Origin of the sequence: Agathobacter ruminis (assembly GCF_002735305.1) — a bacterium.
Lineage (GTDB): Bacteria > Bacillota > Clostridia > Lachnospirales > Lachnospiraceae > Roseburia > Roseburia ruminis.
This window is the reverse complement of sequence record NZ_PDYG01000001.1, coordinates 1-22,874: the sequence shown is the minus strand read 5'-3', so window position 1 is coordinate 22,874 and position 22,874 is coordinate 1. Positions and strand designations below refer to the sequence as shown.

At 41.2% G+C, this 22,874-nt stretch carries 23 protein-coding genes and 1 pseudogene; 21 read left to right on the top strand and 3 right to left on the bottom strand.

The window, feature by feature from the left end; translation table 11 throughout:
- The first annotated feature begins 36 nt into the window (after window positions 1–36).
- The 17 genes and pseudogenes from CSX02_RS00125 to CSX02_RS00040 all read left to right on the top strand — a co-directional run bounded on the left by CSX02_RS00125 (window position 37) and on the right by CSX02_RS00040 (window position 14,241).
- Complete coding sequence (locus CSX02_RS00125; RefSeq protein ID WP_099385158.1) at window positions 37–1,050, top strand: ABC-three component system protein; 1,014 nt, start codon at window positions 37–39, stop codon at window positions 1,048–1,050.
- Window positions 1,040–1,492, top strand: coding sequence for an ABC-three component system middle component 2 (locus CSX02_RS00120; protein WP_099385157.1), 453 nt, complete (start codon window positions 1,040–1,042; stop codon window positions 1,490–1,492). The genes CSX02_RS00125 and CSX02_RS00120 overlap by 11 nt, the downstream gene beginning before the upstream one ends.
- Entirely contained in the window at window positions 1,492–3,294 is a 1,803-nt protein-coding gene (locus CSX02_RS00115) for an AAA family ATPase (RefSeq protein WP_189281234.1), read from the top strand. Before CSX02_RS00120 ends, CSX02_RS00115 begins: the two co-directional genes overlap by 1 nt.
- Before the next feature lie 353 nt (window positions 3,295–3,647).
- Window positions 3,648–4,295, top strand: a complete 648-nt coding sequence (locus CSX02_RS00105; RefSeq protein WP_099385154.1) for a Rha family transcriptional regulator — start codon at window positions 3,648–3,650, stop codon at window positions 4,293–4,295.
- 14 nt (window positions 4,296–4,309) lie between these two features.
- A complete protein-coding gene (locus tag CSX02_RS00100; protein ID WP_099385153.1) occupies window positions 4,310–4,888 on the top strand; it encodes a sigma-70 RNA polymerase sigma factor region 4 domain-containing protein in 579 nt (192 codons plus the stop codon).
- A complete protein-coding gene (locus CSX02_RS00095) occupies window positions 4,888–5,079 on the top strand; it encodes a hypothetical protein (protein WP_099385152.1) in 192 nt (63 codons plus the stop codon). The genes CSX02_RS00100 and CSX02_RS00095 overlap by 1 nt, the downstream gene beginning before the upstream one ends.
- A gap of 85 nt (window positions 5,080–5,164) precedes the next feature.
- Entirely contained in the window at window positions 5,165–6,991 is a 1,827-nt protein-coding gene (locus CSX02_RS00090; protein WP_099385151.1) for a recombinase family protein, read from the top strand.
- Window positions 6,945–7,388 (top strand): annotated as a pseudogene (locus CSX02_RS00085) (macro domain-containing protein); the annotation flags it as partial. The gene CSX02_RS00090 and the pseudogene CSX02_RS00085, both read left to right, overlap by 47 nt.
- Window positions 7,372–8,238: an SIR2 family NAD-dependent protein deacylase gene (locus tag CSX02_RS00080; RefSeq protein ID WP_099385150.1), complete on the top strand. Its 867-nt coding sequence runs from the start codon at window positions 7,372–7,374 to the stop codon at window positions 8,236–8,238. The pseudogene CSX02_RS00085 and the gene CSX02_RS00080, both read left to right, overlap by 17 nt.
- Window positions 8,239–8,496: 258 nt before the next feature.
- Complete coding sequence (locus CSX02_RS00075) at window positions 8,497–9,099, top strand: DUF6088 family protein (protein ID WP_099385149.1); 603 nt, start codon at window positions 8,497–8,499, stop codon at window positions 9,097–9,099.
- Window positions 9,099–10,094 (top strand): nucleotidyl transferase AbiEii/AbiGii toxin family protein, encoded by a 996-nt coding sequence (locus CSX02_RS00070; RefSeq protein ID WP_099385148.1) that lies wholly within the window; start codon window positions 9,099–9,101, stop codon window positions 10,092–10,094. Before CSX02_RS00075 ends, CSX02_RS00070 begins: the two co-directional genes overlap by 1 nt.
- A gap of 217 nt (window positions 10,095–10,311) precedes the next feature.
- Window positions 10,312–11,004, top strand: a complete 693-nt coding sequence (locus tag CSX02_RS00065) for a metallophosphoesterase family protein (protein WP_099385147.1) — start codon at window positions 10,312–10,314, stop codon at window positions 11,002–11,004.
- 158 nt (window positions 11,005–11,162) lie between these two features.
- Entirely contained in the window at window positions 11,163–11,456 is a 294-nt protein-coding gene (locus CSX02_RS00060; protein WP_099385146.1) for a type II toxin-antitoxin system RelB/DinJ family antitoxin, read from the top strand.
- Window positions 11,446–11,760, top strand: a complete 315-nt coding sequence (locus CSX02_RS00055) for a type II toxin-antitoxin system RelE/ParE family toxin (RefSeq protein ID WP_099385145.1) — start codon at window positions 11,446–11,448, stop codon at window positions 11,758–11,760. Before CSX02_RS00060 ends, CSX02_RS00055 begins: the two co-directional genes overlap by 11 nt.
- Before the next feature lie 273 nt (window positions 11,761–12,033).
- A complete protein-coding gene (gene ychF / locus CSX02_RS00050) occupies window positions 12,034–13,134 on the top strand; it encodes a redox-regulated ATPase YchF (RefSeq protein ID WP_031543703.1) in 1,101 nt (366 codons plus the stop codon).
- Window positions 13,135–13,286: 152 nt separating this feature from the next.
- Window positions 13,287–13,739, top strand: a complete 453-nt coding sequence (gene nrdR / locus CSX02_RS00045; RefSeq protein ID WP_031543701.1) for a transcriptional regulator NrdR — start codon at window positions 13,287–13,289, stop codon at window positions 13,737–13,739.
- Window positions 13,740–13,845: 106 nt separating this feature from the next.
- On the top strand, window positions 13,846–14,241 hold the full coding sequence (locus CSX02_RS00040; protein ID WP_099385144.1) for a hypothetical protein: 396 nt from the start codon (window positions 13,846–13,848) through the stop codon (window positions 14,239–14,241).
- 42 nt (window positions 14,242–14,283) lie between these two features.
- Here the strand turns inward: CSX02_RS00040 and CSX02_RS00035 are convergent, their stop codons facing one another.
- The gene (locus CSX02_RS00035; protein ID WP_099385143.1) at window positions 14,284–15,180 is read right to left on the bottom strand and encodes a LysR family transcriptional regulator; all 897 of its coding nucleotides are present in this window, start codon (window positions 15,178–15,180) and stop codon (window positions 14,284–14,286) included.
- Window positions 15,181–15,313: 133 nt separating this feature from the next.
- Between CSX02_RS00035 and metE the strand changes: the two genes are divergently transcribed.
- Window positions 15,314–17,566, top strand: a complete 2,253-nt coding sequence (gene metE / locus CSX02_RS00030) for a 5-methyltetrahydropteroyltriglutamate--homocysteine S-methyltransferase (protein ID WP_099385142.1) — start codon at window positions 15,314–15,316, stop codon at window positions 17,564–17,566.
- A 60-nt stretch (window positions 17,567–17,626) separates the two neighbouring features.
- On the opposite strand, the gene efp is transcribed toward metE, so the two are convergent.
- Together efp and CSX02_RS00020 are read right to left on the bottom strand one after the other, a co-directional pair.
- Window positions 17,627–18,184: an elongation factor P gene (gene efp, locus CSX02_RS00025; protein ID WP_031542975.1), complete on the bottom strand. Its 558-nt coding sequence runs from the start codon at window positions 18,182–18,184 to the stop codon at window positions 17,627–17,629.
- A gap of 74 nt (window positions 18,185–18,258) precedes the next feature.
- Complete coding sequence (locus CSX02_RS00020; RefSeq protein WP_242970380.1) at window positions 18,259–19,113, bottom strand: Cof-type HAD-IIB family hydrolase; 855 nt, start codon at window positions 19,111–19,113, stop codon at window positions 18,259–18,261.
- A gap of 130 nt (window positions 19,114–19,243) precedes the next feature.
- Here CSX02_RS00020 and CSX02_RS00015 point away from each other — a divergent pair, with 130 nt between their 5' ends.
- From CSX02_RS00015 to upp, 3 genes are all read left to right on the top strand, one after another.
- Window positions 19,244–20,593, top strand: a complete 1,350-nt coding sequence (locus CSX02_RS00015) for an MATE family efflux transporter (RefSeq protein ID WP_189281232.1) — start codon at window positions 19,244–19,246, stop codon at window positions 20,591–20,593.
- Between the two features lie 85 nt (window positions 20,594–20,678).
- Complete coding sequence (locus CSX02_RS00010) at window positions 20,679–21,977, top strand: HlyC/CorC family transporter (protein WP_099385141.1); 1,299 nt, start codon at window positions 20,679–20,681, stop codon at window positions 21,975–21,977.
- A 62-nt stretch (window positions 21,978–22,039) separates the two neighbouring features.
- Window positions 22,040–22,669, top strand: coding sequence for a uracil phosphoribosyltransferase (gene upp, locus CSX02_RS00005; RefSeq protein WP_031542983.1), 630 nt, complete (start codon window positions 22,040–22,042; stop codon window positions 22,667–22,669).
- Window positions 22,670–22,874 lie beyond the last annotated feature (205 nt).

The window sequence follows — 22,874 nt, the reverse complement described above, 5'->3', positions numbered from 1 at the left end:
ATTTGGAACCTATCTAGGTATGAGAGAAGGTGTCTTATGAGGGTTTTTGATTTCAAATCTTTTTATTCAATTTACAAAGAGGCGCTTATAGATGATAATCAAACGACCGCAGTTGCCAGTTTGTTTGCACCTATACTTAGTTTGCGCTTTTTTCCGGCAAACATAAAGGACAAAGAAGATAATACACCTCTTGTAATTGATTCTAGAAAAGCAAGTGAATGGGCTGTAGATCCAAAACGTTCGGTTAGGGGAGATGTGGCAAAATTTGCGCAAACTGCTAAGGCCGAAGGTAGTATTATTAGTCATTTTGAAAATGTTATTGTCCCGAATGAATTAGATGACAATGAACTTGATCAGATGATCGAGAATATGCTGGATTATGCCATTGACAGTCAGTTGAATAAGACACAGAAGGATAAGCTCAGTGAACTGGTGGAAAACCAGGAACCAGGCGAATTTTTGGCGCGTTCGTTCATTTTCTCTCTAAGTCCCAATAAAGGTAAGAAAGCAAAAGTAAAAACAGAGGAGAGTAGTCGTGCTGTTGAGGAATTTCACGGCATTGTTCTGGATAAAAGAAAAAAACCTCAGGCTGTAGTTCCTGAAAAGGTGGATGAGGTAGAGGCGCAGCTTGAATATGTTAAAGCTCTATTAGGAGTATATGAAGAAGCTACTGGGGATGAGTATATAAGCCCGGATGATGTAAAAGATACAGTTTACGAAGAGCATTTTCATCAACAGCGTAAAAGTTATTATCAGGCAGAGGCAATTCATCGGGCGGTACGAGACTCCGAAACTGAAGATGATGAAGATTTTGAGGTATTAAAGGACGAAATAAATGATGGCATATATTATGTGTCTCATCGTAAATATCCTCGTGGAATTGATAAAGCAGATGCGGTTCTCGAAAAGGCAGGTGATCTGCCTATCTCGCACAATACAGATAAAAACATGCTTGGCTGGGTTGGACCGTGCGAGAAACAAGGGGTGTGTCATATGCTTGTAAACGACCGAAAACTATCTTGGATAGAGGGTAATAGTGATGAAAAATGATCTTTTTAACTCCACGTTTGAAATGGAGCTTAGAATAGCGCTGCTATTATGTACAGGAGAAGAGCATCCGTTTTCGTTGGAAAGGATTCTGGCAATGGATTTCATTGCTTGTTATTCAAAGAACTTTGGCTTTTCTGATTACAATCTACATGGTGACAATTCTTTTATGTACGGAGAATTGTCAAGCCGAAGAGGGCTTATAAAAGATGCTATAGGGCCACTGGTTTACAGAGGTATTGTGGAAGCCAAGATAAATAGAGGATATCTTTATCAGATTACTGATATTGGTAAGAAATACATATCATCCTTGGAGAGTGAATATTCTAAGGAATATCGAAAAATAGCTGAAATGGTTATAAAAGAGCTTGATGATTATTCTGATGAAGAACTTATGCGAATAATTCAGTTTAAGTCTGATTCAGAGAGAGAAGGTGCAGTATAGTGTTTTATCTTAAGAAATTTATACTTACAACTCAGAAGGGAGAGAAGGCTGTTGTTGATTTACAGCCTGGGTTAAATATTATCCATGGACCTTCTAATACTGGGAAAAGCATAATTGTAGATGCAGTTGATTTTATGTACGGTGGGGATCCGGAGAAGCTTATTGATAACCCTATTGGTTTTACGAATGTTACTCTTATTGTTGATTTTGATGGTAAGCCTATTACTCTCAGTAGAGATATTGGAAGTAACGATATAGATGTATCTTGTGATATAGACGAGATTGAAAATGGAAAATATAAAGCAAGTAAGGCTTCGAAAAGTATTCACCAGTTTTGGCTGAGATTGATGGGGATAGATGATAAAGTTTATGTCGTTATGAAAAAGGACATGACTCCGCAGCTCTTAGGCGTAAGAACATTCATACATACATTTTTGATTAAGGAATCACGAATGTCCTCAATTAATAGTGTTTTGAAAAGCGGAGAGGGATTTAGTAAAAATATTCCTACGCCAACAATTATGTCCTTAATCTATCTGCTTAAGGGAATAACATATACAAGTGGCGAGAAGGTTAAGGGTGATAAGATTCGTGATGCTGAAAATGAGGCAATAAAAAGGTTTGTTGATCGCAGCTTAATTTCTATCGGACATCAAAAAGTTGCAGCAATGAATGTTTCTGAAGATGAAATATCACCAGAAGAATTACAGCAGAAGATAGAAGCTGTAAAGAAGGATATTCAAGAAGCAGAAAATAGTATTGAGCAGATGACATCTGAAAGTGGGGCTCTTGCCAATGAGGTTATTCAGATTGACCAGCGTATAACAGAAGCAAAAGTATTACGAAACAGATATCAGTCATTAATGACTCAGTATGAATCGGATATAAAACGATTGACGTTTATTGCTGAAGGAGATTTGCACAGAGAAATGCTCCCTAAGCTTGATCACTGTCCATTTTGCAATGGTGAATTACCTAAGGATAAAGAAGAATCCTGCATTGAGGCTGCTGTGGCGGAAGTAAGCAAAATAGAATTACAAATAAAGGATTTGCTCTCTGCCGGAGAACATTTAGATGAAGAAATTGAGGAATTATCAGCCTTAAGACAGGAAAAAGAAGAGGCACGAAGGAATTTGCAACAGAAGATTCGCTCAGTTCTTGAACCGAAGCTTACGGAATTGAACAATGATTTAAATGGATTCAGAGTTGCATTAGGAAAACAGAAAGTTGCGGAGATTTATGATAAAGTCGCCGACACTATCAGCACAGAACTCGAAGAAGCTCTTGATAATGACGCTACGTTAGACATTGATGTAAAAGGAAAGATTAGAGAAATAATTGCTGAACCTCTAAGTGATTTACTGTATTCGATTTTAAAGAGTGTAAACTATGAAAATCTAGAAAAAGCAGTCTTTGATGTTGACAGCTGTGATATCAAGATAAACGGCAAAGTAGGTAAGGCAGTACAGGGGCAGGGATACAGTGCGTATTTAAATGCAATAATGGCGATTGCGTTGCAGGAATTATTTAATCAGTTTAATTTGTATAAGCCTAATATCCTTGTCATGGATTCGCCAATTCTTTCTCTGGCAGAGAAGAGGAAAAAGGGAGATTTACAGGCATCAACCCAAATGAAAGCAGGGTTATTTGGATATATGGATGAACATACAATAGGCTACCAGTCAATTGTGGTTGAAAACTTTATTCCAGATATTAAATATAAAAATGCAAACCTGATAGAGTTTACTAAAGATCCAGAAAACGGTAGATATGGACTGGTTGAATCTTATCATGAAAACTAGATAATTCGAATTTGTTCTAAGGAGTCATCTTTACGCAAGATGACTCTTTTTTTTGTTTTCAAAAAGTATGCGACATTATGCGCTATCATGCGGACTCATGCTGAATACAGGGCTCTTAATATCTTATACAATCCAATCATAAGGCATAGGCCTTAAATAATAATAATCTCAAAACCTGAGATGGCCATAAGGTGGCGGGATGCATAAGGAGATACAAAGTTTGGAGCAATCCGAACTTTTCTCCGTAGCATCCACCATTCCTTGTTGCGCTGTTTTTGGGGTTCAGGGAGTCGGTGGAAACATCGGCTCCTTTTTGCATCCTGACTACCGGTCTCCAGTAGAAAGGAAAAATCATGAAGAAAAACCTTGTAGCAAAAAACGAACTTGGCATGTTTGCCAACAGCAAAGGTGTGGTTCTTGCGGATAGCCTTAAAGTGGCAGAAATATTCAACAAGAATCATAAGAATGTAATACGTGACATAAGAGAACTTGATTGTTCTGAGGAATTTCGAGAGCTCAATTTTGAGCCCACGGAATACATGTCAGTACAAGGGCACAAAAAGCCTTGCTACAACATGACACGCGACGGATTCGTGTTCCTGGTAATGGGGTACAGAGGCAAGAAGGCAGCTGCTTTCAAAGAGGCCTACATCAAGCGCTTTAACGAGATGGAAGAGTTCATCAAGTACCTGCTTGAAGCAAGAACAGAGTTCCCGCTTCTTACTGAGAATATAATGCTTCTCCATGAAAAACCTAAGCCTTACTACTTCAGCAATGAGGCAGATCTTTTAAACCGTATCGCTCTTGGAAAGACAGCCAAGCAGGTTCGTGAAGAGCATGGACTTAAGCCCGGGACAAGCATTCGTCCTTATCTTACTACAAAACAGATCGAGGCCATTGACCGTCTGCAGAGAGTGGATGTCGGGTTGCTGGTATCAACACCTGACTTCCAAGAGCGCAAGAGATACCTTGAGTGGTACTTCATGAAGAAATTGCAGTAAAGGAGCGGCGATAGATGAGAATTAACGGCGAAGAAACTGATATCCTTCGCAGCTATCGTTCTAATGATGCAGAGGGAAGGCTGGCTATAATGCTTAACAATTATGCGGTCTTCCCAAAGATCATCCGCAAAGCTGAGAAGAAGATTCAGTACAAGATTAAATCAGAAAAAGAGTATTTACGCAGCCATGCAAGAGGCGAGCTTGGAGTCAGGGTACAGACCTCCGGCACAAGTGATCCGACCTTCAATGAGGCATCTACCAACATCATGATTGAAGATGCTTTTGAGACCGGTGAAGTGGACAAGGGTCTATTGAAAGGAATTGCCGATGCTTCCTTATATGAAGATGATATCCGCATTATAAGCATTATGCGTATGGATTATGAACTGTTGGAAGAAATCATTGAGGATCTGGATGAGAGTGATTCCAAAATAATGAAACAGTATTTGCTGGAGGGAAAGCTTTTTAAAGAAATAGCAGACGATGAAGGAAGAACCTATGAGGCTATTAAGAAACGTATGGAGCGTATTCGCACAGAAATACGTGAAGAAATAATTGAGTGTTTGGAGATGAATTGCAGGGGGATGAAGTAATGGCAAACAAAAATGGAACGCCATTTCAGATGACTTGTGTGATTCACCGTGGAAATGAAAGTAGTGATTATGTCGCTGATTTCAACAGAAAAAGGGCTGCTCTATTACGAGAAACTTTAGAAGCACTAAATGAAGCAGAACTAAATGAATTACTCATGATGCTTGAAGAAATGAAGAAGAATAGGATATAGTACAAAAGAGGTAATCAAAAAAAGGTTGCCTCTTTTTGCGTTGGAGATTATAATGTGTGTAAATGGATAATGCAAAGGTGATTGTATGAGGAAAAAAGTGCCGGAAGCTGAGGATAACAGAAAAGTTGTTATCTATGCCAGAAAATCTAAAGTAACACATAAGGGTGATTCCATAGCTAATCAGGAAGAATATTGCAAAGAATATGCCAGACTGCATCTGAATTTATCAGATGATTATGATTTCGATATTTATGAAGATGAGGGCAAAAGCGGCTTTTATTCCGATAGACCTGATTTTCAGAGAATGATCCATGATGTGGAACGCAAAAAGATACGTGCTATCGTATGTTATAAACTTGATCGTATTAGTCGTAAGATGTCAGATCTTACAAATATGATTGACTTCCTAAATAAATATAAGGTTGCGCTTCTTATTAGTTCGAACAATCTTAATACTATGGATAGCAATTCCAAGATGATGATACAAATGCTTGGAATGATTGCCGAGTTTGAGAGAGATATACTTACAGAGCGTATTCAGGACAATCTGTCTGAGTTATCTAAAGACGGAAGATGGATGGGAGGTATCACTCCAACTGGCTTTACAACGGAAAGATCCAAGGAAGGACGCGGCAAGAGTAAAAACTCTTATACATATCTTGTTCCTATCCCGGAAGAAAGAGATTTAGTCCAACATATTTTTAGGTTGTTTTTGGATAACAGAGGCTTTAATGCTACAGCAACCAAACTGAATGAGGAAGGTTATCGAACGAAGACAGGCGCATCATTTACGAGTTTAGCCGTCAAGGATATAATACGTAATCCGGTTTACTGCGTTGCTGATGAAAATGCATATCAATATTTCTTTAATGCCGGGTGCAATATATACGGCGATAAAGAAGATTATGATGGTGTACATGGAATCTCAGTTTATAACCGAACAGAGCAGACTAAAGAAGAATCGGATGAATCGACATTCCTTAGACCTGAATTTACACGCCTAACTACTCTTAATGGAATGGAGGATTGGATTGTCGCTCCTGGGCGGCATGTGGGTTTTGTTTCTTCTGAGGATTGGATTGAAGCACAGAATATAAAAGAAGAAATTGCTGATAATTATAATCGGCCACATAGGACAACAAACGCTTTATTGGCAGGGTTAATATATTGTCCACTTTGCCATAGGAAACTCAATGTCATTCCTGAGAGCAATCGGTTTACCAATGGGAAACCAAGGTTTAAATATGCTTGCCCTAATGCTATACGAAAAGGACCTTGCGGATTTCAAGCTATTCGTGGGGTTGAAATGGATGAATACATTGTAGAGCGTTTATCTCATTTATCAGATAGCGGAGACAAGGATTATATTGAAGAAATTCAAAATGAGATCAAGAGTCTGCTGAAAGGTAATGGAAGCGAGAAAGATATTGAGACTTTAAAAAAAGCCATTGAAAAGCTTGAAAAGAGTATAAAGGCGCAGGTAAAGTCGCTTCGTACCGCAACTGATAGTACGAGACAATATATTCAGGCCGATATAGATGAAATGGCAAAAGAAATTGAAGAAAAGAAAAAGGTATTACACAAGCTTGATGCTCAGAATATGGAACAGTCAGAGCACTTAAAGGATCTTGAAGGTATCATTTATACAGCGAATCATTTTGAAGAGCTGGTTAAGGGCAAAGAGCCGGAAGTGGTGATCGGTGTTATTAAGAGTATTATAGACAGGGTTTATGTAACACAAGAGGGTGAAGAGAGCAAATGCCATCTTTTCATAAAGGGTAACAAAACCGAGAGCTACGACGATTTTTTCGTCTGTAGCGATACTTCTATCGATGCGGAGTCACAGATGTGTGATTCAGAGGAGTATCGCGAACTGTATCCATACTTTTGCAGGAGTGCAATTAAGAGCTGAGTGCAACAGGCAGATGAATGAACTTCGAATCAGATATGGAAGAGATTATGAGCAGCCGACCGCCGTTCCAATGCTCACTGAAGCGTATAATCTTCCGGCAAAGAAAGTTATACATATAGTAGGACCAATTGTCCAATACAAACTTACTCCTGAATTGGAAAAGGATTTGGAGAACTGCTATAGAAACACTTTGGATATGTGTGCTGAAAATGGCCTGAAGAGCGTTGCTTTTTGCTGTATTTCGACAGGGGTATTTCATTTTCCGAACAAAAAAGCGGCTGAGATTGCGGTTAAGACTGTATCTGAATGGCTTCGTGAAAATCCTGGTAAGGTAGAAAGGGTGATATTCAATGTTTTCAAAGACGAAGATAAGACCATTTATGAAAAACTTATTTGATGAAATCAAGGAAGCAGACGCAATTGTCATTGGTGCAGGAGCGGGACTATCAACATCTGCTGGCTTAACATATAGCGGCGAACGTTTTGAAAAATACTTCTATGACTTTGTCAAAAGATTTGGAATAAGAGATATGTATTCAGGTGGATTCTATCCGTTTCCAAGTGAAGAAATCCGCTGGGCCTGGTGGGCAAGACATATTTATTTTAACAGATATATTGATGCTCCAAAGCCAGTGTATAGGGATCTTCTTAAGATGGTTTCCGATAAGGATTATTTTGTTATCACAACAAATGTAGATCACCAGTTTCAAAGAGCAGGTTTTGACAAGAAAAGACTGTTCTATACTCAGGGTGATTATGGTTTGTTTCAGAGCGTGAATCCTGATATTCAGAAAACCTTTGATAATGAAGAGTGGGTAATGAAAGCTATGGAGGCACAAGGGTTTGTAAGAGATGATCAGGGAGTATTTCAGGTACCGGTTGATGGTAAGCTATTGATGGAAATTCCTTCTGAGCTGATTCCAAAGTGCCCTGATGATGGCTCTGATATGACTATGAATTTGAGAGCGGATGATTCGTTTGTCGAGGATGAAGGATGGCATAGGGCATCTGCGGCATATTCTGATTTTATTCGTAGACATGAGAATCTTCATGTTCTTTATCTTGAACTGGGAGTAGGAGCTAATACGCCCGTAATAATAAAGTATCCGTTCTGGCAGATGACGCTGGCAAATGAAAAAGCGGTATATGCCTGCTTAAATTATGGTGAATCATTCTGCCCAGAGGAAATTGCAGATAGAAGTATATGTATTGATGGTGATATTGCAACCATATTACAAGAGTCATGACCGAAATTGACTCGTTTTGACTCGTCATATCATATTTTTGTAGAAGATGTATATTGCTACGGCATATACATTCCCATTTTAAATGTTAAGGATAATAGGTTTGTCAAGAACAATACCTTACATAGACCAGTACCACTGGGGACGCCCAGACAGTACTGGTCTATTACTATTCATGTTATGTGATAATTATTTTTTTTAGCAAAATATTGATTGTTCGTCAGAAAAATTATATAATTTATCTGACGAGAGGTGGCCGCTATGCGAGAGAAATATCAGATTGAAATAGAAAATAGAATAAAGAATTTTGAAGGAGGATATGCTTTTTCCGCTGTAGATTTTGCGGATATAGCAGACACTGATCCTACAAACAAGTCTTTATCACGCTTGAATGAAAGTGGAACTATAAGGCGAATAATTCAGGGTGTATATGATAAGCCGGTATATAGTGAACTGCTTAATGAATACAGTTCTCCTAAAGTTGAGAAAGTGGTAGAAGCATTAGCGAGAAAATTTAATTGGACGGTAGCACCTGCAGGAGAAACAGCTTTGAATTATTTGCATATGTCTACGCAAGTATCAAATTCATGGAGTTATATTAGTGATGGCCCGTATAGAAAATATGAGATTGGCTCATATACCATCGAGTTCAAACATTGTGCTAATAAAGAGATATCTGGTAAGAGCTTTTTAACGGTGTCGGTGATTCAGGCGTTAAAGTTTATCGGAAAGGCTAATATCCAAAAAGAAGACATTGAGCGGTTATCGTTTTCAATTCCAAGCGGGCAGAAGCAAAAAGTGCTGGAGGAATCTAAAACGACAACGTCATGGATATATAAAGCAATAAAGGAGGCTTGTAAATAGTGAAAAAGATTGCATTGCTTGGCAAGGACGACAGAGAAGTTTTATTTACAAGAACGGCAGAAAAAATGAATATGAATCCTTCAATCATAGAAAAAGATTTTTGGGTTTGTTTCATGCTTGATCATTTATTCCATGATTGTTGTTATAAGGATATGTTTGTGTTTAAAGGCGGAACAAGCCTATCAAAATCATATCATGTGATTGAAAGATTTTCAGAAGATATTGATTTGATATTGGATTGGAGACAACTTACCCAAGATTCGAATCCGTGGGACGAACGATCGAAAACGAAGCAGGATTTATATAACAAGGAAATTAATGCACATGCAGCAAAGTTTTATAAGGATAAACTTGTTCCTGCGCTGAATGAAGAATTATCAGCTAAGCTAGGAAATGGTGAGTGGGTTTCGGTTGATGAATATGATCCTATGGTTGTAAACTTCAAGTACCCTAAGGATTTTGAGACTGAATATATTATATCAGTTGTTAGATTGGAGATTGGGCCATTAGCCGAATGGTTACCATCACATGTTACAACAGTAGAGCCGTTTGCTGCTACTTGCTATCCTAATGTGTTTGAACATCGAATTACAGATATTTTAACTATTGATGTTGAAAGAACCTTTTGGGAAAAATTAACTATTCTACATAAGATGGCAAATTTCCCCGTTGACAAATCTTTTCCACGTCGTTATGCGAGACATTTGTATGATGTTTATTGCATGACTAATAGTCCGGTAAAAGAGCAAGCGTTTGCTCGTAAAGAATTATTGGAGAAGGATGTCATTTTTAAGCAAAAGTTTTACTATGCTAAGAGTGCTCATTATGAAACTGCTACATTCAAGGAGATTTCTTTAATTCCGGCGGATTATATTATGGATGCAGTAAAGCAGGATTATGCTGCAATGAAGAATATGATTTATGGAGATTATCCTGGATTTGAGACTATAATTGAGCAGTTGAAGGAACTTGAAATGGAAGTGCATAATCTTTGATAGTGTCTTTACACTTGCGGGAAATAGAATATGACGTAACAACAAGCCCTTCCGGGTCTGTCAAAAGTAGAAAAAAATCTGTACTTTGACAGATTTGGGAGGGTATTATTGTTTCTGTAAACTCCATCAGGCGATCAAAGATGATGATCTAAAAAGACCGGAAGGAATCTGCTAATCCTATGAACTATGGTATGATTAATTTAAGGAGTGTGGTCTTATGGCGAAATATATAATTACAGGTGATATACACGGAACACTGGATATAGAGAAAGTTGTGCGGTTTTTTGAGAAACAAGGAGATGAATATACGGAGGATGATTATCTGATCATATGCGGTGATGTAGGCGTTTGCGGTTTCAATCCGGATATAGAAAAGGAGACAAGACAGATATTGCGGGAACTTCCCGTTACAGTTCTTTTTATAGACGGTAACCATGAACATCATGAGAGGCTTAATGACTATCCGGTTGATGAATGGATGGGAGGCAAGGTCCATTTTATTGAGCCTGAGATCATCCATCTGATGCGCGGGCAGGTATATGATATAGACGGTACCAGATTCTTTACATTTGGCGGAGCTTACAGCGTTGACAGGTATGCAAGGACCGAGGGTGTTGACTGGTTCCCGGAGGAGATACCGAGTCGCGAGGAGTATGAGGAAGGTCTTGATAACCTGGAAAAATGCGGTTATCGGGTCGACTACATCATTACGCACACTGCGCCGTTTGAAGTCGCAGCTGCGCTTGGATATGGGGAAGCGTCACTTGATGAGGTAGCACTGCGTCGGTATCTTCAGCAGATAGCGGATGAGGCAGAGTATAATCTCTGGTTTTTCGGCCATTTTCATGAGGATGAGGTGATCGAGGATGTATTTATTGCCATGTATGATGAAATAGTTGTTGCAAATTAGGATTACCAGTAGAGGGTGATAGAGGGATTGCTTGAATACATGCGGCGTAAAGTCGTTGCAGTATTGCCCAAGAACCCTATAAAAAATGCATGCTAAATCATTGCGTTTGTATTGAGGTAGCAGTATAATACAAGTAGTAATCAACGAGGAGGTGCGCTATGTCAAGTACAATACAGATACGTGTTGATGATGAGCTCAAAACAAAATCCGACACCCTGTTCAGGGAGTTAGGAACAGATACGACTTCCGCTATCAGGATGTTTCTTACCCAGGCCGTTGCAAATAACGGATTTCCTTTTGAATTAAAGAAAAAGACGGTAAATCCATATGTGACATTGACAGAGGATGAGGTACTTAAAAAACTTGAAGCATCAAGACAGCATGCGGCAGAGGGTATGGTACGAGATGCGGATGATGTGATATCCGATATGAGGCAGAAATATGGAATATAAGGTTGTTATTACATCCGATGCTGAAGCGGATCTGGATGGGTTTATCAGATATCTTTTATTTGAGAAGAAAAGCGATCAGGCGGCTTCCAATGTACTGAATGACTTTGAAGCAACAAAGATCGGTCTCTCCAGAGTGGCCGGGAACTTAAAACTGTGTGATAATCCGCGGCTTAGAGAGCTTGGTTACCGGAGAATGAATTTCCTATCTCATGACTACTTTTTGCTATACAGAATTGAGGGAGATACTGCCATTGTGGACAACATATTCCATGAACTGCAGGACTACGAGAATAAGATATTATAAGTACAGAAGAATGATGTCCAGTCCTTCGGGGCTGGATTTCTTTTTAAATAAACCGTTTTATCACGTATAAATAATGAAACTACTCTTGTGAAAAAAGGGTGTAAATGGTATAATTTTCAAGTTGTACTGAGCTCTTTTTTACGGAAAAGAGCTCAGAGAAATGGGTAAATCACTTACTGATTAGGAATATCATTTTACTGGGCGTAAAAATTGGCGTAGACCCAAAAATAAATCAAAGAAAAGCCCGTAATTACGGGCACGGAGGAAATAAATATGAAATTAGGCATTGTAGGTTTACCAAATGTAGGAAAGAGCACATTATTTAATTCATTAACCAAGGCCGGTGCTTTGGCTGCAAACTATCCGTTTGCAACCATCGACCCGAATGTGGGAATTGTAACGGTACCGGATGAGAGAATCGAGAAGCTCGGTGAATTGTATCACACCAAGAAAGTGACACCGGCAACCATCGAGTTCGTGGATATTGCGGGCTTGGTAAAGGGCGCATCAAAGGGTGAGGGACTTGGAAATCAGTTCCTTGCAAATATCCGTGAAGTGGATGCGATTGTGCATGTGGTTCGTTGCTTTGAAGATTCGAATGTCATCCATGTGGATGGAAATATCGGACCGGCGAGAGATATCGAGACCATCAATCTGGAATTGATCTTCTCTGATATTGAGATTCTTGAGAGGAGAATCGCAAAGGTTGCAAAGCAGGCGCGTATGGACAAGACACTTGCAAAGGAATTGGAGCAGCTTGAGGCAATCAAGGCACATTTGGAGGCCGGCAAGATGGCTTCTTCGTTTGAAGTACCGGATGATGATGACTTAAAGGCATGGTTTGCTTCTTATAATCTGTTGACAGCAAAGCCGACCATTTATGCGGCAAATGTAGCAGAGGATGACTTGGCAGATGATGGCAATTCCAATGAGTATGTGGCGCAGGTGCGCAAACTTGCTGCCGAGGAAGGCAACGGAGTATTCGTGGTATCTGCAAGACTCGAAGAGGAATTGGCAGAGCTTTCAGAGGAAGAGAAGAAGGAGTTCCTTGCAGATCTTGGAGCGGAGTCTTCCGGATTGGATAAACTGGTTGCTGCAAGCTATAAGCTTCTCGGCTTGATTTCATTCCTGACCGCAGGAGAGGACGAGTGTCGTGCATGGACCATCAAGGAAGGCACAAAGGCACCGCAGGCCGCAGGTAAGATTCATACCGATTTTGAGCGCGGATTCATCAAGGCAGAGGTTGTCAATTATCAGGATCTGCTGGATAACGGTTCTCTTGCCGCTGCGCGTGAAAAGGGAATTGTCGGAATGGAAGGAAAGGATTATGTCGTAAAAGATGGAGATGTCATTCTGTTCCGTTTCAATGTTTAATCACATCATTTCATAAGGCCGGAAACATCTGCTGGGATTTTGGGTGGCAAAAATGCCAAAATTCCGGCAGATTTCTTTTAATATATAGGAATTTCGTTGACTTTGTTTTTAAGGAAAGTTACAATTATACTATATGTTGAGGAGGTGTGAGGATGAAGTGCCCATTTTGTAGTAGTGAGAATACGAGAGTAATCGATTCGAGACCGGCCGATGATAATAATTCCATTCGTCGCCGCCGTCTTTGTGATGATTGCAATAAGCGCTTTACCACATATGAGAAGGTAGAAACGATTCCTTTGATTATTGTAAAAAAGGACAATAACAGAGAGCAGTATGATCGCTCAAAGATTGAAGCGGGTGTACTTCGTGCTTGCCATAAGCGCCCGATTTCTGCAGAGCAGATTTCGCGTGTGGTGGATGAGGTGGAAGTTGAACTCTTCAACCGTGAAGAAAAAGAAATCCCGAGTTATGTCATCGGCGAAATCCTGATGGACAAAATGAAGGACCTTGATCCGGTTGCTTATGTGCGTTTTGCATCGGTTTACCGTGAATTTAAGGATGTAAATACATTTATGAGCGAACTGAAGAAAATGCTTGATAAATAAAAAGTACTAGTTTTTTTAAAAAATTTGAAAATAGTACTAAAGGTTTATTCATTTCGTCCGATATATGTAATATCAAGGATGAAATTTAAGTTACGGAGAACGAATTATGAACGTATCTGGTGTTAGACCGTATGCCGGTTTTTATCAGTACAATTCCATAAAGTTAAACGAAGCACGCAATACGCAGATTGCTGCTGCGGAAGCAGTAAACAGTCAGCCGGTGAATCCGGAGCCACAGCAACCGGAGAATCAGGTGGTTGCAGCGGTCGAAGAAAGACCGGCGCAGACCTTCAGCTCTTACGATTTTGCACAGCAGTATAATCCGGATGAGACATTTGATCTGAAGGGTGCGGACAGTGATATCAATTCACTTGATGTGCAGAAAGCGGTATCCGATCTCGATAAGGATACCATGCTTCAGCAGTACCAGTATTTTGTGGATACCAATCCGGAAGATGTGGGAAGCGGAGCACTCCGTATTGATGAGAACTTCAGTTTATAAAATGATATCTAAAAAACCATCTCCACGAGGAGATGGCTTTTTTTATATGACCGCTTTTAATATTTCGATATAATCTGCAGTAATCTGAGACGGACGCATGGCTTGCGGAAGCACATATCCAATTTCCATGTAATCGTCGACATCTAATGGTTTTGCGATAATATTCGGACCGTTTAATTCGTCATTGATGATGCCGGAGCAAATCGTATATCCGTTCATGCCGATTAAAAGGTTAAAGAGTGTTGCACGATCGCATACAACCAATTCTTTGTCACATTCGACGGTGCTCAATATTTCTTCCGAATAATAAAAAGAATTATGACTGCCCTGCTCATAGGAGAGACGAGGGTATGGACGCAAATCTTCGAGCGTCAGAACATCCTTATGCGCAAGGGGCGAATGGATACTGATAAACACATGCGGATGGGCGCGAAAAAGCGGCGTGAACGAAAGCTGGTTATCGCGTAAGGCTTTTCGGATGACGGTTTCGTTGAATTTGTTTAGATACAGGATTCCGATTTCACTGCGCAAGTGCGCTACATCGCTGATAATTTCGTAAGTCTGCGTTTCGCGCATATGAAATTCATATTTCCCGGAGCCGTATTTTTTTAATAGTTCTACAAATGCCTCCACAACAAAAGAATAATGCTGAGATGAGATATGAAAACGCAATTTTCCTTCGGTCATTCCTGTATAGCGCGCTTCCATCAGTGCGGCCTGATCGAGCAGCTGGCGCGCATATCCGAGGAATTCATTCCCTTCTGGAGTGAGTTGCACTCCTTTTTTGGAACGGTTGAAGAGCGCAATCTGATATTCTTTTTCGAGTTCCCTGATTGCGGCGGTTAAACTTGGCTGTGCAATATATAAGCGCTTGGCGGCTTCGGTGAAACTGCCGGTTTCCGCGACAGTGACCGCATAATGTAATTGTTTTAATGTCATAGTGAGCCTCCTTTTATAATGATTATAACAATAAGTATAGATAAAAACTATAAAAATCATTTGAATTATATATTTTACTGATAAATGCGAGATTTGTATACTTGTTTATAATATAAAAACAGGAGGTTTGAAAATGAAAACATCGGTAATCGGATTTCCGAGAATCGGCCGCAACCGTGAATTAAAGATCGTACTTGAAAAATATTTTCGCGGGGAGACAGATATCAGACAGGTTGAAAATCTTGCAGCACAATTGCGTGAGCAAAACTGGAAGCTGCAACAGCAAAGTGGAATTGACTGGATTAGCTCAAACGATTTTTCGCTGTATGACAATATGCTTGATGTCGCATATCTGTTTCATGTGATCCCGGAGAGATATTTGGATTTAAAACTGTCTGATCCGGATACCTATTTTGCAATGGCGCGCGGATATCAGGGGAAAGCGGGAAATGTAAAAGCATTGGCAATGAAAAAATGGTTTCATACCAATTATCATTATATGGTGCCGGAATTGGATGATGAGATGGAAATCCGCAGAAACGGCGACAAGCCATTGGAGGAATATCGTCAGGCGAAGCGGCTGGGAATAGAGACCAAGGTGGTGCTGATTGGACCGTTTACATTTTTAAAACTGGCTCATTATACGGGGAAAAAGACTGCGCGTGATTTTGCACCGGTATTTGCGGAAGCCTATGCAGAGCTGGTTCGTGATTTGCAGGCAGAAGGGGGAAAGGTCATTCAATTTGACGAGCCATATCTCTCGTTTGATCTGACCAATCAGGATAAGCAATTGTTTATAGATTTGTATGGGCCGATTCTGGCAGCAAAAACATCGGCGAAGGTATTATTGCAGACCTATTTTGGAGATGTACGTGATATTTATGCAGAACTCATAAAAATGGATTTTGATGCGTTGGGATTGGATTTTGTTGAAGGAAAGCAGTCATTAAAACTGGTACAGACATTTGGTCTGGGAAAACAACAAGTTCTGGTTGCCGGCGTAGTAAATGGAAGGAATATCTGGCGCCACAATTCTGCGAAGACCGCAGATTTGTTGGAAGCCTTGAAACAATGTGGCATTGACACGGAAAGCAGGGTGGTTCTTGGAACTTCATGTTCTTTGCTTCATGTCCCATATACAGTGGCAAATGAAAATCGTATTCCTCAGGAATACAAAGTACATTTTTCGTTTGCGGAAGAAAAATTAAACGAGCTGACACGATTAAAAACAAATCCATTGTCTGAATCAAAAACGGAGGAATATCCGGTGCGACCGGATTGTATCAATCCGAGTGTCAGAGAACGCGTTGAGGCGATTCGACCGGAGGACTATCAACGATTTCCAGATTTTCGGACACGCGAGAAAATTCAAAAAGATGCATGGAATCTGCCGCTTTTTCCGACAACTACGATTGGATCCTTTCCGCAGACCGCGGATGTGCGCAGAGTGAGAAAAGAGTACCGCACGGGCAAAATCAGTCATGCGCAATATCTGGATTATATGAAAGAGAAAATAAAAGCATGCATTGCATTACAGGAAGAAATCGGCTTGGATGTATTGGTCCATGGAGAATTTGAACGCAATGACATGGTGGAATATTTTGGACAACATCTGGATGGATTTTTGTTTACGGAAAACGGATGGGTCCAGTCGTATGGGACTCGTTGCGTAAAACCGCCGATTATATGGGGAGATGTGTCGCGTAAAGCACCGATCACGGTGGAATGGTCAGAGTTTGCGAAATCGTGCAGCAAGCACCCGATGAAGGGAATGCTGACAGGACCGGTTACGATTTTGAACTGGTCATTTCCGCGGGAGGATTTGCCGAGAGAAATGTGTGTGAAACAGATTGCACTTGCGATTCGTGATGAGGTGTTGGATTTGGAAGCACACGGAATTTGTATGATTCAAATCGATGAGGCTGCGCTCAGAGAAAAGCTGCCGCTTCGCAAATCGGATTGGAAAGAGGAATATCTGGATTGGGCGATTCCGGCATTTCGACTGGTTCATAGCGGGGTGAAACCAACCACGCAGATTCATACGCATATGTGCTACAGTGAATTTGGAGATATGATTCCGGAAATCGATGCAATGGATGCGGATGTCATCAGCTTTGAAGCGTCTCGCTCGGATTTGCAGATTCTGGATGCGCTGAAAGCGAATGATTTCAAGACACAGGTGGGACCGGGTGTGTATGATATTCATAGCCCGCGTGTTCCGTCCGTGGAAGAGATTGTTGAGACGGTGCACAAGATACGCGCGCGTATTCCGGATTATAAAATATGGATCAATCCGGACTGTGGTCTGAAAACGAGAGGGGAGAAGGAGACTGTGGCGAGTCTGCAAAATCTGGTTGCGGCTGCACGTGTTTTACGGAAAGTTTAGCAAATTAAGATACAAAAAAAGGAGCTGCATTTGCAACTCCTTTTGTGTTTGTGCTAAGAATTAAACACGAGACAGGTATTCACCTGTACGGGTATCAATCTTGATCTTGTCACCCTGTTCTACGAAGAGCGGTACGCTTACCTGTGCACCGGTCTCAACGGTAGCCGGCTTGGTAGCACCTGTAGCGGTGTTGCCCTTGAATCCAGGCTCAGTGTCAGTGATCTCAAGCTCTACGAAGAGAGGTGGTTCTACTGCGAATACCTTTCCGTTGTGAGAGCATACCTTAACATTTTCATTTTCCTTAACAAACTTCAATGCATCGCCAACATCTGCTGCAGAAAGTGAAACCTGATCATATGTTTCTACATCCATAAAGTTGTATAAATCGCCATCGTTGTAAAGATACTGCATATCCTTACGATCGATATGAGCGGTAGGGAATTTCTCGGTAGGACGGAAAGATGTCTCAACAACACCACCGTTTACGATATCCTTTAACTTTGTTCTTACGAATGCTGCACCTTTTCCAGGTTTAACATGCTGAAATTCTACAACCTGACAGATACGGCCATCATATTCGATGGTTACGCCGTTCTTAAAATCTCCTGCTGTGATCATGGAATAGTTTTCCTCCTTGTATAAATCGTCACTTTGCAAACTATTTTACTATAAAAGGGGCTCCATTTCAAGTGTTATTCATGATTACGAAGGGAATCCCCGCAAAAATGATAGATCGCAGAGGCGACGCCGCTCTGCTCATTGGTGTCAGTGATATAATCGGATGCCTCTTTGATTTCGTCTGTGGCATTGCCCATCGCAACGCCGATTCCTGCAGCTTTGACAATGGAAAGATCGTTTTCCGTGTCACCGATTGCCATGGTTTCATCGATCGTCAGATTGAGATGTTCGGCGAGCTTTTGCAGGCCGAGCCCTTTGTTGACTCCATGGCGCGTGAATTCGAGATTGTTATATCCACCGCATACGACATCAACCTGTTCGTTTGCTGTGAGATATTCCCGGATTTCTTCCCGGTCAACGGCAACACCGTTTTTATCATTGTAAAAATTTAAAGTCATCTTTTGCACGGAATACTGATTTTGTGTAATATAATCCTGTAAACGTTCCACGCGTTTGCGGGAATGGAGAACATATTCAAGCAGAGATGCCGGAAGCGGCAACTTCTTTCCATGTTCTTTACACCGGAATGTGGATACGCCGATTCCGTTGATAAAAGCATCCATATGGCAGTGCTTGGTATCAAGGTAGTCGATGATAGGCAGAATCAAATCCGCAGGCATCGGTGCCTCGAAGATACATTTGCCGGTTTTGACCTCGTAGACACCGGCACCGTTGGATGTAATGGCATAGGCAAATGGCAAATCCTCTTTTAAAGGGGCAGGGATACCATTGAACGGACGGCCTGTGGAAATGACCGGGTAGATGCCGTTTTCTGCCATGTTAATAATGGCCTCGCGGTTGGCTTGCGGAACCTGTGAATGATTGTCGAACAGGGTGCCGTCGAGGTCAATTGCAACTAATTTAATCATAAATATTTCCTCATGGATTCCTGAAATAATCTATGCTAAGATACCTGAGGTATCTACGGCATATTCAATATCATAGTATATTCAATTCGAAAAAGAAATAGCAATAAAAGACAAAGATTAGAGGTAAAAGATGAATAACAAAGCGAAAATGATGAAGGGTGATATGACAGTCGGCAATCCGGTCAGCCAAATGTTGATTTTTGCCATTCCGATGATTATAGGTAATTTATTCCAGCAATTATATACGATGGCGGATGCGATTCTGGTGGGAAAGATGATCAATCGCTATGCACTTGCGGCGGTTGGCGCTTCGAATGCAATCACAATGCTGTTTGTGATGATTGCGGTGGGTTCCGGAATCGGATGCTCGGTCGTTATTTCACAATTGTTTGGCAGTCGCAGAATCTCAGAAATGAAAACGGCAATTACGACGGCGCTCATCACTGTGTTTGGAGTGGCGATTGTATTGAGTGTCATTGGGCGTGTCATGAGCCGTATGATTTTGCAGTGGATGAACACACCGGACACGGTCATCGGGTCGGCAGAAATATATCTGAATATTTATTTTTACGGATTTGTCTTTTTGTTTCTTTATAATATGACCAATGCAATCTTTAATGCGCTTGGGGCCTCGCATATCCCGCTCATATTTTTGATTTGCTCATCCCTGCTGAATATCGGTCTGGATATTTTGATGATCAGGCAGATGGGAATCGCGGGTGCCGCGTGGGCAACTTTTATTTCACAAGCGCTTTCCGCAATCTGTTCCCTGTTTGTGCTGATGCTCAAATTGCGGAAACTCGAAGGCAAAGAGACACAAATGTATGACTGGTCATTGATGAAAACCATGATTACGGTGGCCATTCCCTCCATTATCCAGCAATCGCTGGTATCCATCGGAATGCTTTTGATTCAGGCGGCGGTAAATGGCATCGGAGATGTCTTTATGGCAGGCTATACAGCGGCAATGCGCATCGACGGATTGGCGATTGTACCGCTCGTCAATATCGGAAATGCCGTATCTACTTTCGTGGCACAGAATATGGGCGCCAGAAAGACGGAGCGTGTCGGAAAAGGATTCCATATCGGTCTGGTGATGGCAGTTGTAATCGGAGCATCCATTTGGCTGTTGCTGTTTTTCTGCGGATATGATTTTGTAGCAATGTTTATGGACCATTCGACAGATGTGGAGTCTATCCGGATCGGTGCGGAATATTTGCAATATGTATCCATTTTCTACTTCCTGTTTGGCATCATGAATGTCACGGGCGCCGTATTGCGCGGAGCGGGAGATATGAGATGGTTTATGGCACAGACCTTTGTCAATTTGTTTGTGCGCGTTGTAATTGTGTATTCGTTTGTTCAACTGGTAGGCGGAATCATCCTGGTGATCGCACTTCCAATCAGCTGGGCGGTCAGCTTTACCATCTCATTTGGACGCTATAAGTCAGACAAATGGCAAAAGAAGCAATTGATTTAAGATGATGATTCTTATTATTCCTTGCAAAAGACAGCTGTGGAAGGTACAATAATAAGAAATAAATGAGTAGGGAGGGTACTTATATTTGGACTCGACAAGCGTCATACAACTGATTAGTTTGGTGATTCTGATGCTGTTGTCTGCCTTTTTTTCATCTGCAGAGACGGCGTTGACCACTGTAAACAAAGTGCGTATGCGTACCATGGCGGAGGACGGAAATCGTCGTGCCGCACGCGTGGTAAAATTAATTGAAAAACAAACCCGATTATTATCTGCAATCTTAATCGGCAACAATCTGGTGAATATTACAATGACTGCCGTTGCAACCGTATTTGCGACTGATTTGCTTGGCAGCGCGGGAGCCGGAGTGGCGACGGGTTTATTGACACTTCTGGTTTTGATTTTTGGAGAGATTTCACCGAAAAATATTGCGGCAATTCATTCCGAGAAGATTTCACTGATCTATAGCGGGCCGATTTCGGCATGGCTTGTCATCTGCACCCCGATCAGCTTCGTCATCAATATGATTGCGCGTTTCTTTATGTTTTTGCTTCGTGTGAATCCGGATCAAAAGCAGGAGAGTTTTACCGAAGATGAAATTCGAAGCATCGTGGAGGAAAGCCACGAAGACGGAGTCATCGAGAGTGAAGAAAAGAAGATGATCAATAATGTATTTGATCTGGATGACCATTATGCAAAAGATGTCATGGTGCCGCGTGCGGATATGGTTTTTCTTTCCGTGGATTCAAATTATCGTGAGACACTCGATGTCTATCGCAATAATATGTTTACCCGCATGCCGGTTTACGAAGGCGACCATGACAATATCATCGGTATGGTCAATATGAGAGATTTGCTCTTGTATGAAGATATTGATACCTTTGATATTCATAATATTTTGCGTGAGGCTGTATTTACCCATGAACACAAGAAAACCTCGGAATTGATGGCCGAGATGCGCGAAAATTCCATCGCTATGGAGTTTGTCCTGGATGAATACGGTTCCGTTGCCGGTCTTGTCACATTGGAAGACCTGTTGGAAGAAATTGTCGGAGAAATCCGTGATGAATATGATGAAGAGGAGAAGAACCAGATTCGCCGTATATCCGATCGCGAATATATTGTGGAAGGTTCCATGAAACTCGAAGACTTACAGGATCAAATCGGACTCGACATTGAGTCGGAGGATTATGATTCGATCGGTGGTGTCATCATCGGATTGCTTGACCATTTGCCGGAAGCTGGCGAACAGGTTGAGACGGACAATCATATTGTCCTTGTTGTAGAAGCGGTGGAAAAGAACAGGATTGATTCGGTTCATATTTATCTCCCTGAATCTTCGACACCGGAAGAGGTTGAGCCTTCGGAAGACAAGGATATTTAATGGCCAAGTGATTGGCCATTCATTTTGAAACAGATTATGTTTAAATTTAGGAGGATAACAAAATGAGTAAAGTAACCGTTATGGATCATCCATTGATTCAGCACAAGATTGGAATTATGAGAAGAGTTGAGACTGGCTCAAAGGACTTCCGTACACTCGTAAGTGAAGTTGCAATGCTTGAGTGCTATGAAGCAACCCGCGATCTCGAACTTCAGGATGTAGAAATCGAGACCCCAATCTGCAAGACAACGGTAAAAGAATTAAAGGGCAAGAAACTTGCAGTTGTACCAATCCTGCGTGCAGGCCTTGGCATGGTAGACGGAATGCTTGAAATGATTCCGGCAGCAAAGGTTGGTCATATCGGATTATATCGTGATCCGGAAACCGCAGAGCCTGTAGAATATTACTGCAAGCTTCCTGCTGATTGTGCAAAGAGAGAAGTATTCGTAGTAGATCCGATGCTTGCAACCGGTGGATCTGCAGTCGATGCAATCCGTATGATTAAGGAAAAGGGTGTGACCCACATCCATTTCATGTGCATCATTGCTGCACCGGAAGGTGTAAAGCGTTTACAGGAAGCACATCCGGATGTTGATATCATCGTCGGAGCTCTCGATGAGCATTTAAACGAGCACAAATATATCGTGCCTGGTCTGGGCGATGCCGGAGATCGTATTTTCGGAACAAAATAAGCAATTTCAAGGCGGGAGAGGCAGTCTTTAAAGGCCTCTCCCGAATAAATGAAAAAGAAATTCAAAAAAATAAAAATTATTGTTGACATTGTGCACATGTATAGATATAATAATCAAGTCGGTTCGAGAGAGCACGACAGACCCATGGGATCTTAGCTCAGCTGGGAGAGCATCTGCCTTACAAGCAGAGGGTCACAGGTTCGAG

Excerpts from the sequence above, each read along its gene's own strand:
- CSX02_RS00125 (WP_099385158.1), top strand. The coding sequence starts at position 37 with ATGAGGGTTTTTGATTTCAAATCTTTTTATTCAATTTACAAAGAGGCG.
- CSX02_RS00120 (WP_099385157.1), top strand. The coding sequence starts at position 1,040 with ATGAAAAATGATCTTTTTAACTCCACGTTTGAAATGGAGCTTAGAATA.
- CSX02_RS00105 (WP_099385154.1), top strand. The coding sequence starts at position 3,648 with ATGAAGAAAAACCTTGTAGCAAAAAACGAACTTGGCATGTTTGCCAAC.
- CSX02_RS00100 (WP_099385153.1), top strand. The coding sequence starts at position 4,310 with ATGAGAATTAACGGCGAAGAAACTGATATCCTTCGCAGCTATCGTTCT.
- CSX02_RS00095 (WP_099385152.1), top strand. The coding sequence starts at position 4,888 with ATGGCAAACAAAAATGGAACGCCATTTCAGATGACTTGTGTGATTCAC.
- CSX02_RS00090 (WP_099385151.1), top strand. The coding sequence starts at position 5,165 with ATGAGGAAAAAAGTGCCGGAAGCTGAGGATAACAGAAAAGTTGTTATC.
- CSX02_RS00080 (WP_099385150.1), top strand. The coding sequence starts at position 7,372 with ATGAAAAACTTATTTGATGAAATCAAGGAAGCAGACGCAATTGTCATT.
- CSX02_RS00075 (WP_099385149.1), top strand. The coding sequence starts at position 8,497 with ATGCGAGAGAAATATCAGATTGAAATAGAAAATAGAATAAAGAATTTT.
- CSX02_RS00065 (WP_099385147.1), top strand. The coding sequence starts at position 10,312 with ATGGCGAAATATATAATTACAGGTGATATACACGGAACACTGGATATA.
- CSX02_RS00060 (WP_099385146.1), top strand. The coding sequence starts at position 11,163 with ATGTCAAGTACAATACAGATACGTGTTGATGATGAGCTCAAAACAAAA.
- CSX02_RS00055 (WP_099385145.1), top strand. The coding sequence starts at position 11,446 with ATGGAATATAAGGTTGTTATTACATCCGATGCTGAAGCGGATCTGGAT.
- ychF (WP_031543703.1), top strand. The coding sequence starts at position 12,034 with ATGAAATTAGGCATTGTAGGTTTACCAAATGTAGGAAAGAGCACATTA.
- nrdR (WP_031543701.1), top strand. The coding sequence starts at position 13,287 with ATGAAGTGCCCATTTTGTAGTAGTGAGAATACGAGAGTAATCGATTCG.
- CSX02_RS00040 (WP_099385144.1), top strand. The coding sequence starts at position 13,846 with ATGAACGTATCTGGTGTTAGACCGTATGCCGGTTTTTATCAGTACAAT.
- CSX02_RS00035 (WP_099385143.1), bottom strand. The coding sequence starts at position 15,180 with ATGACATTAAAACAATTACATTATGCGGTCACTGTCGCGGAAACCGGC.
- metE (WP_099385142.1), top strand. The coding sequence starts at position 15,314 with ATGAAAACATCGGTAATCGGATTTCCGAGAATCGGCCGCAACCGTGAA.
- efp (WP_031542975.1), bottom strand. The coding sequence starts at position 18,184 with ATGATCACAGCAGGAGATTTTAAGAACGGCGTAACCATCGAATATGAT.
- CSX02_RS00020 (WP_242970380.1), bottom strand. The coding sequence starts at position 19,113 with ATGATTAAATTAGTTGCAATTGACCTCGACGGCACCCTGTTCGACAAT.
- CSX02_RS00015 (WP_189281232.1), top strand. The coding sequence starts at position 19,244 with ATGAATAACAAAGCGAAAATGATGAAGGGTGATATGACAGTCGGCAAT.
- upp (WP_031542983.1), top strand. The coding sequence starts at position 22,040 with ATGAGTAAAGTAACCGTTATGGATCATCCATTGATTCAGCACAAGATT.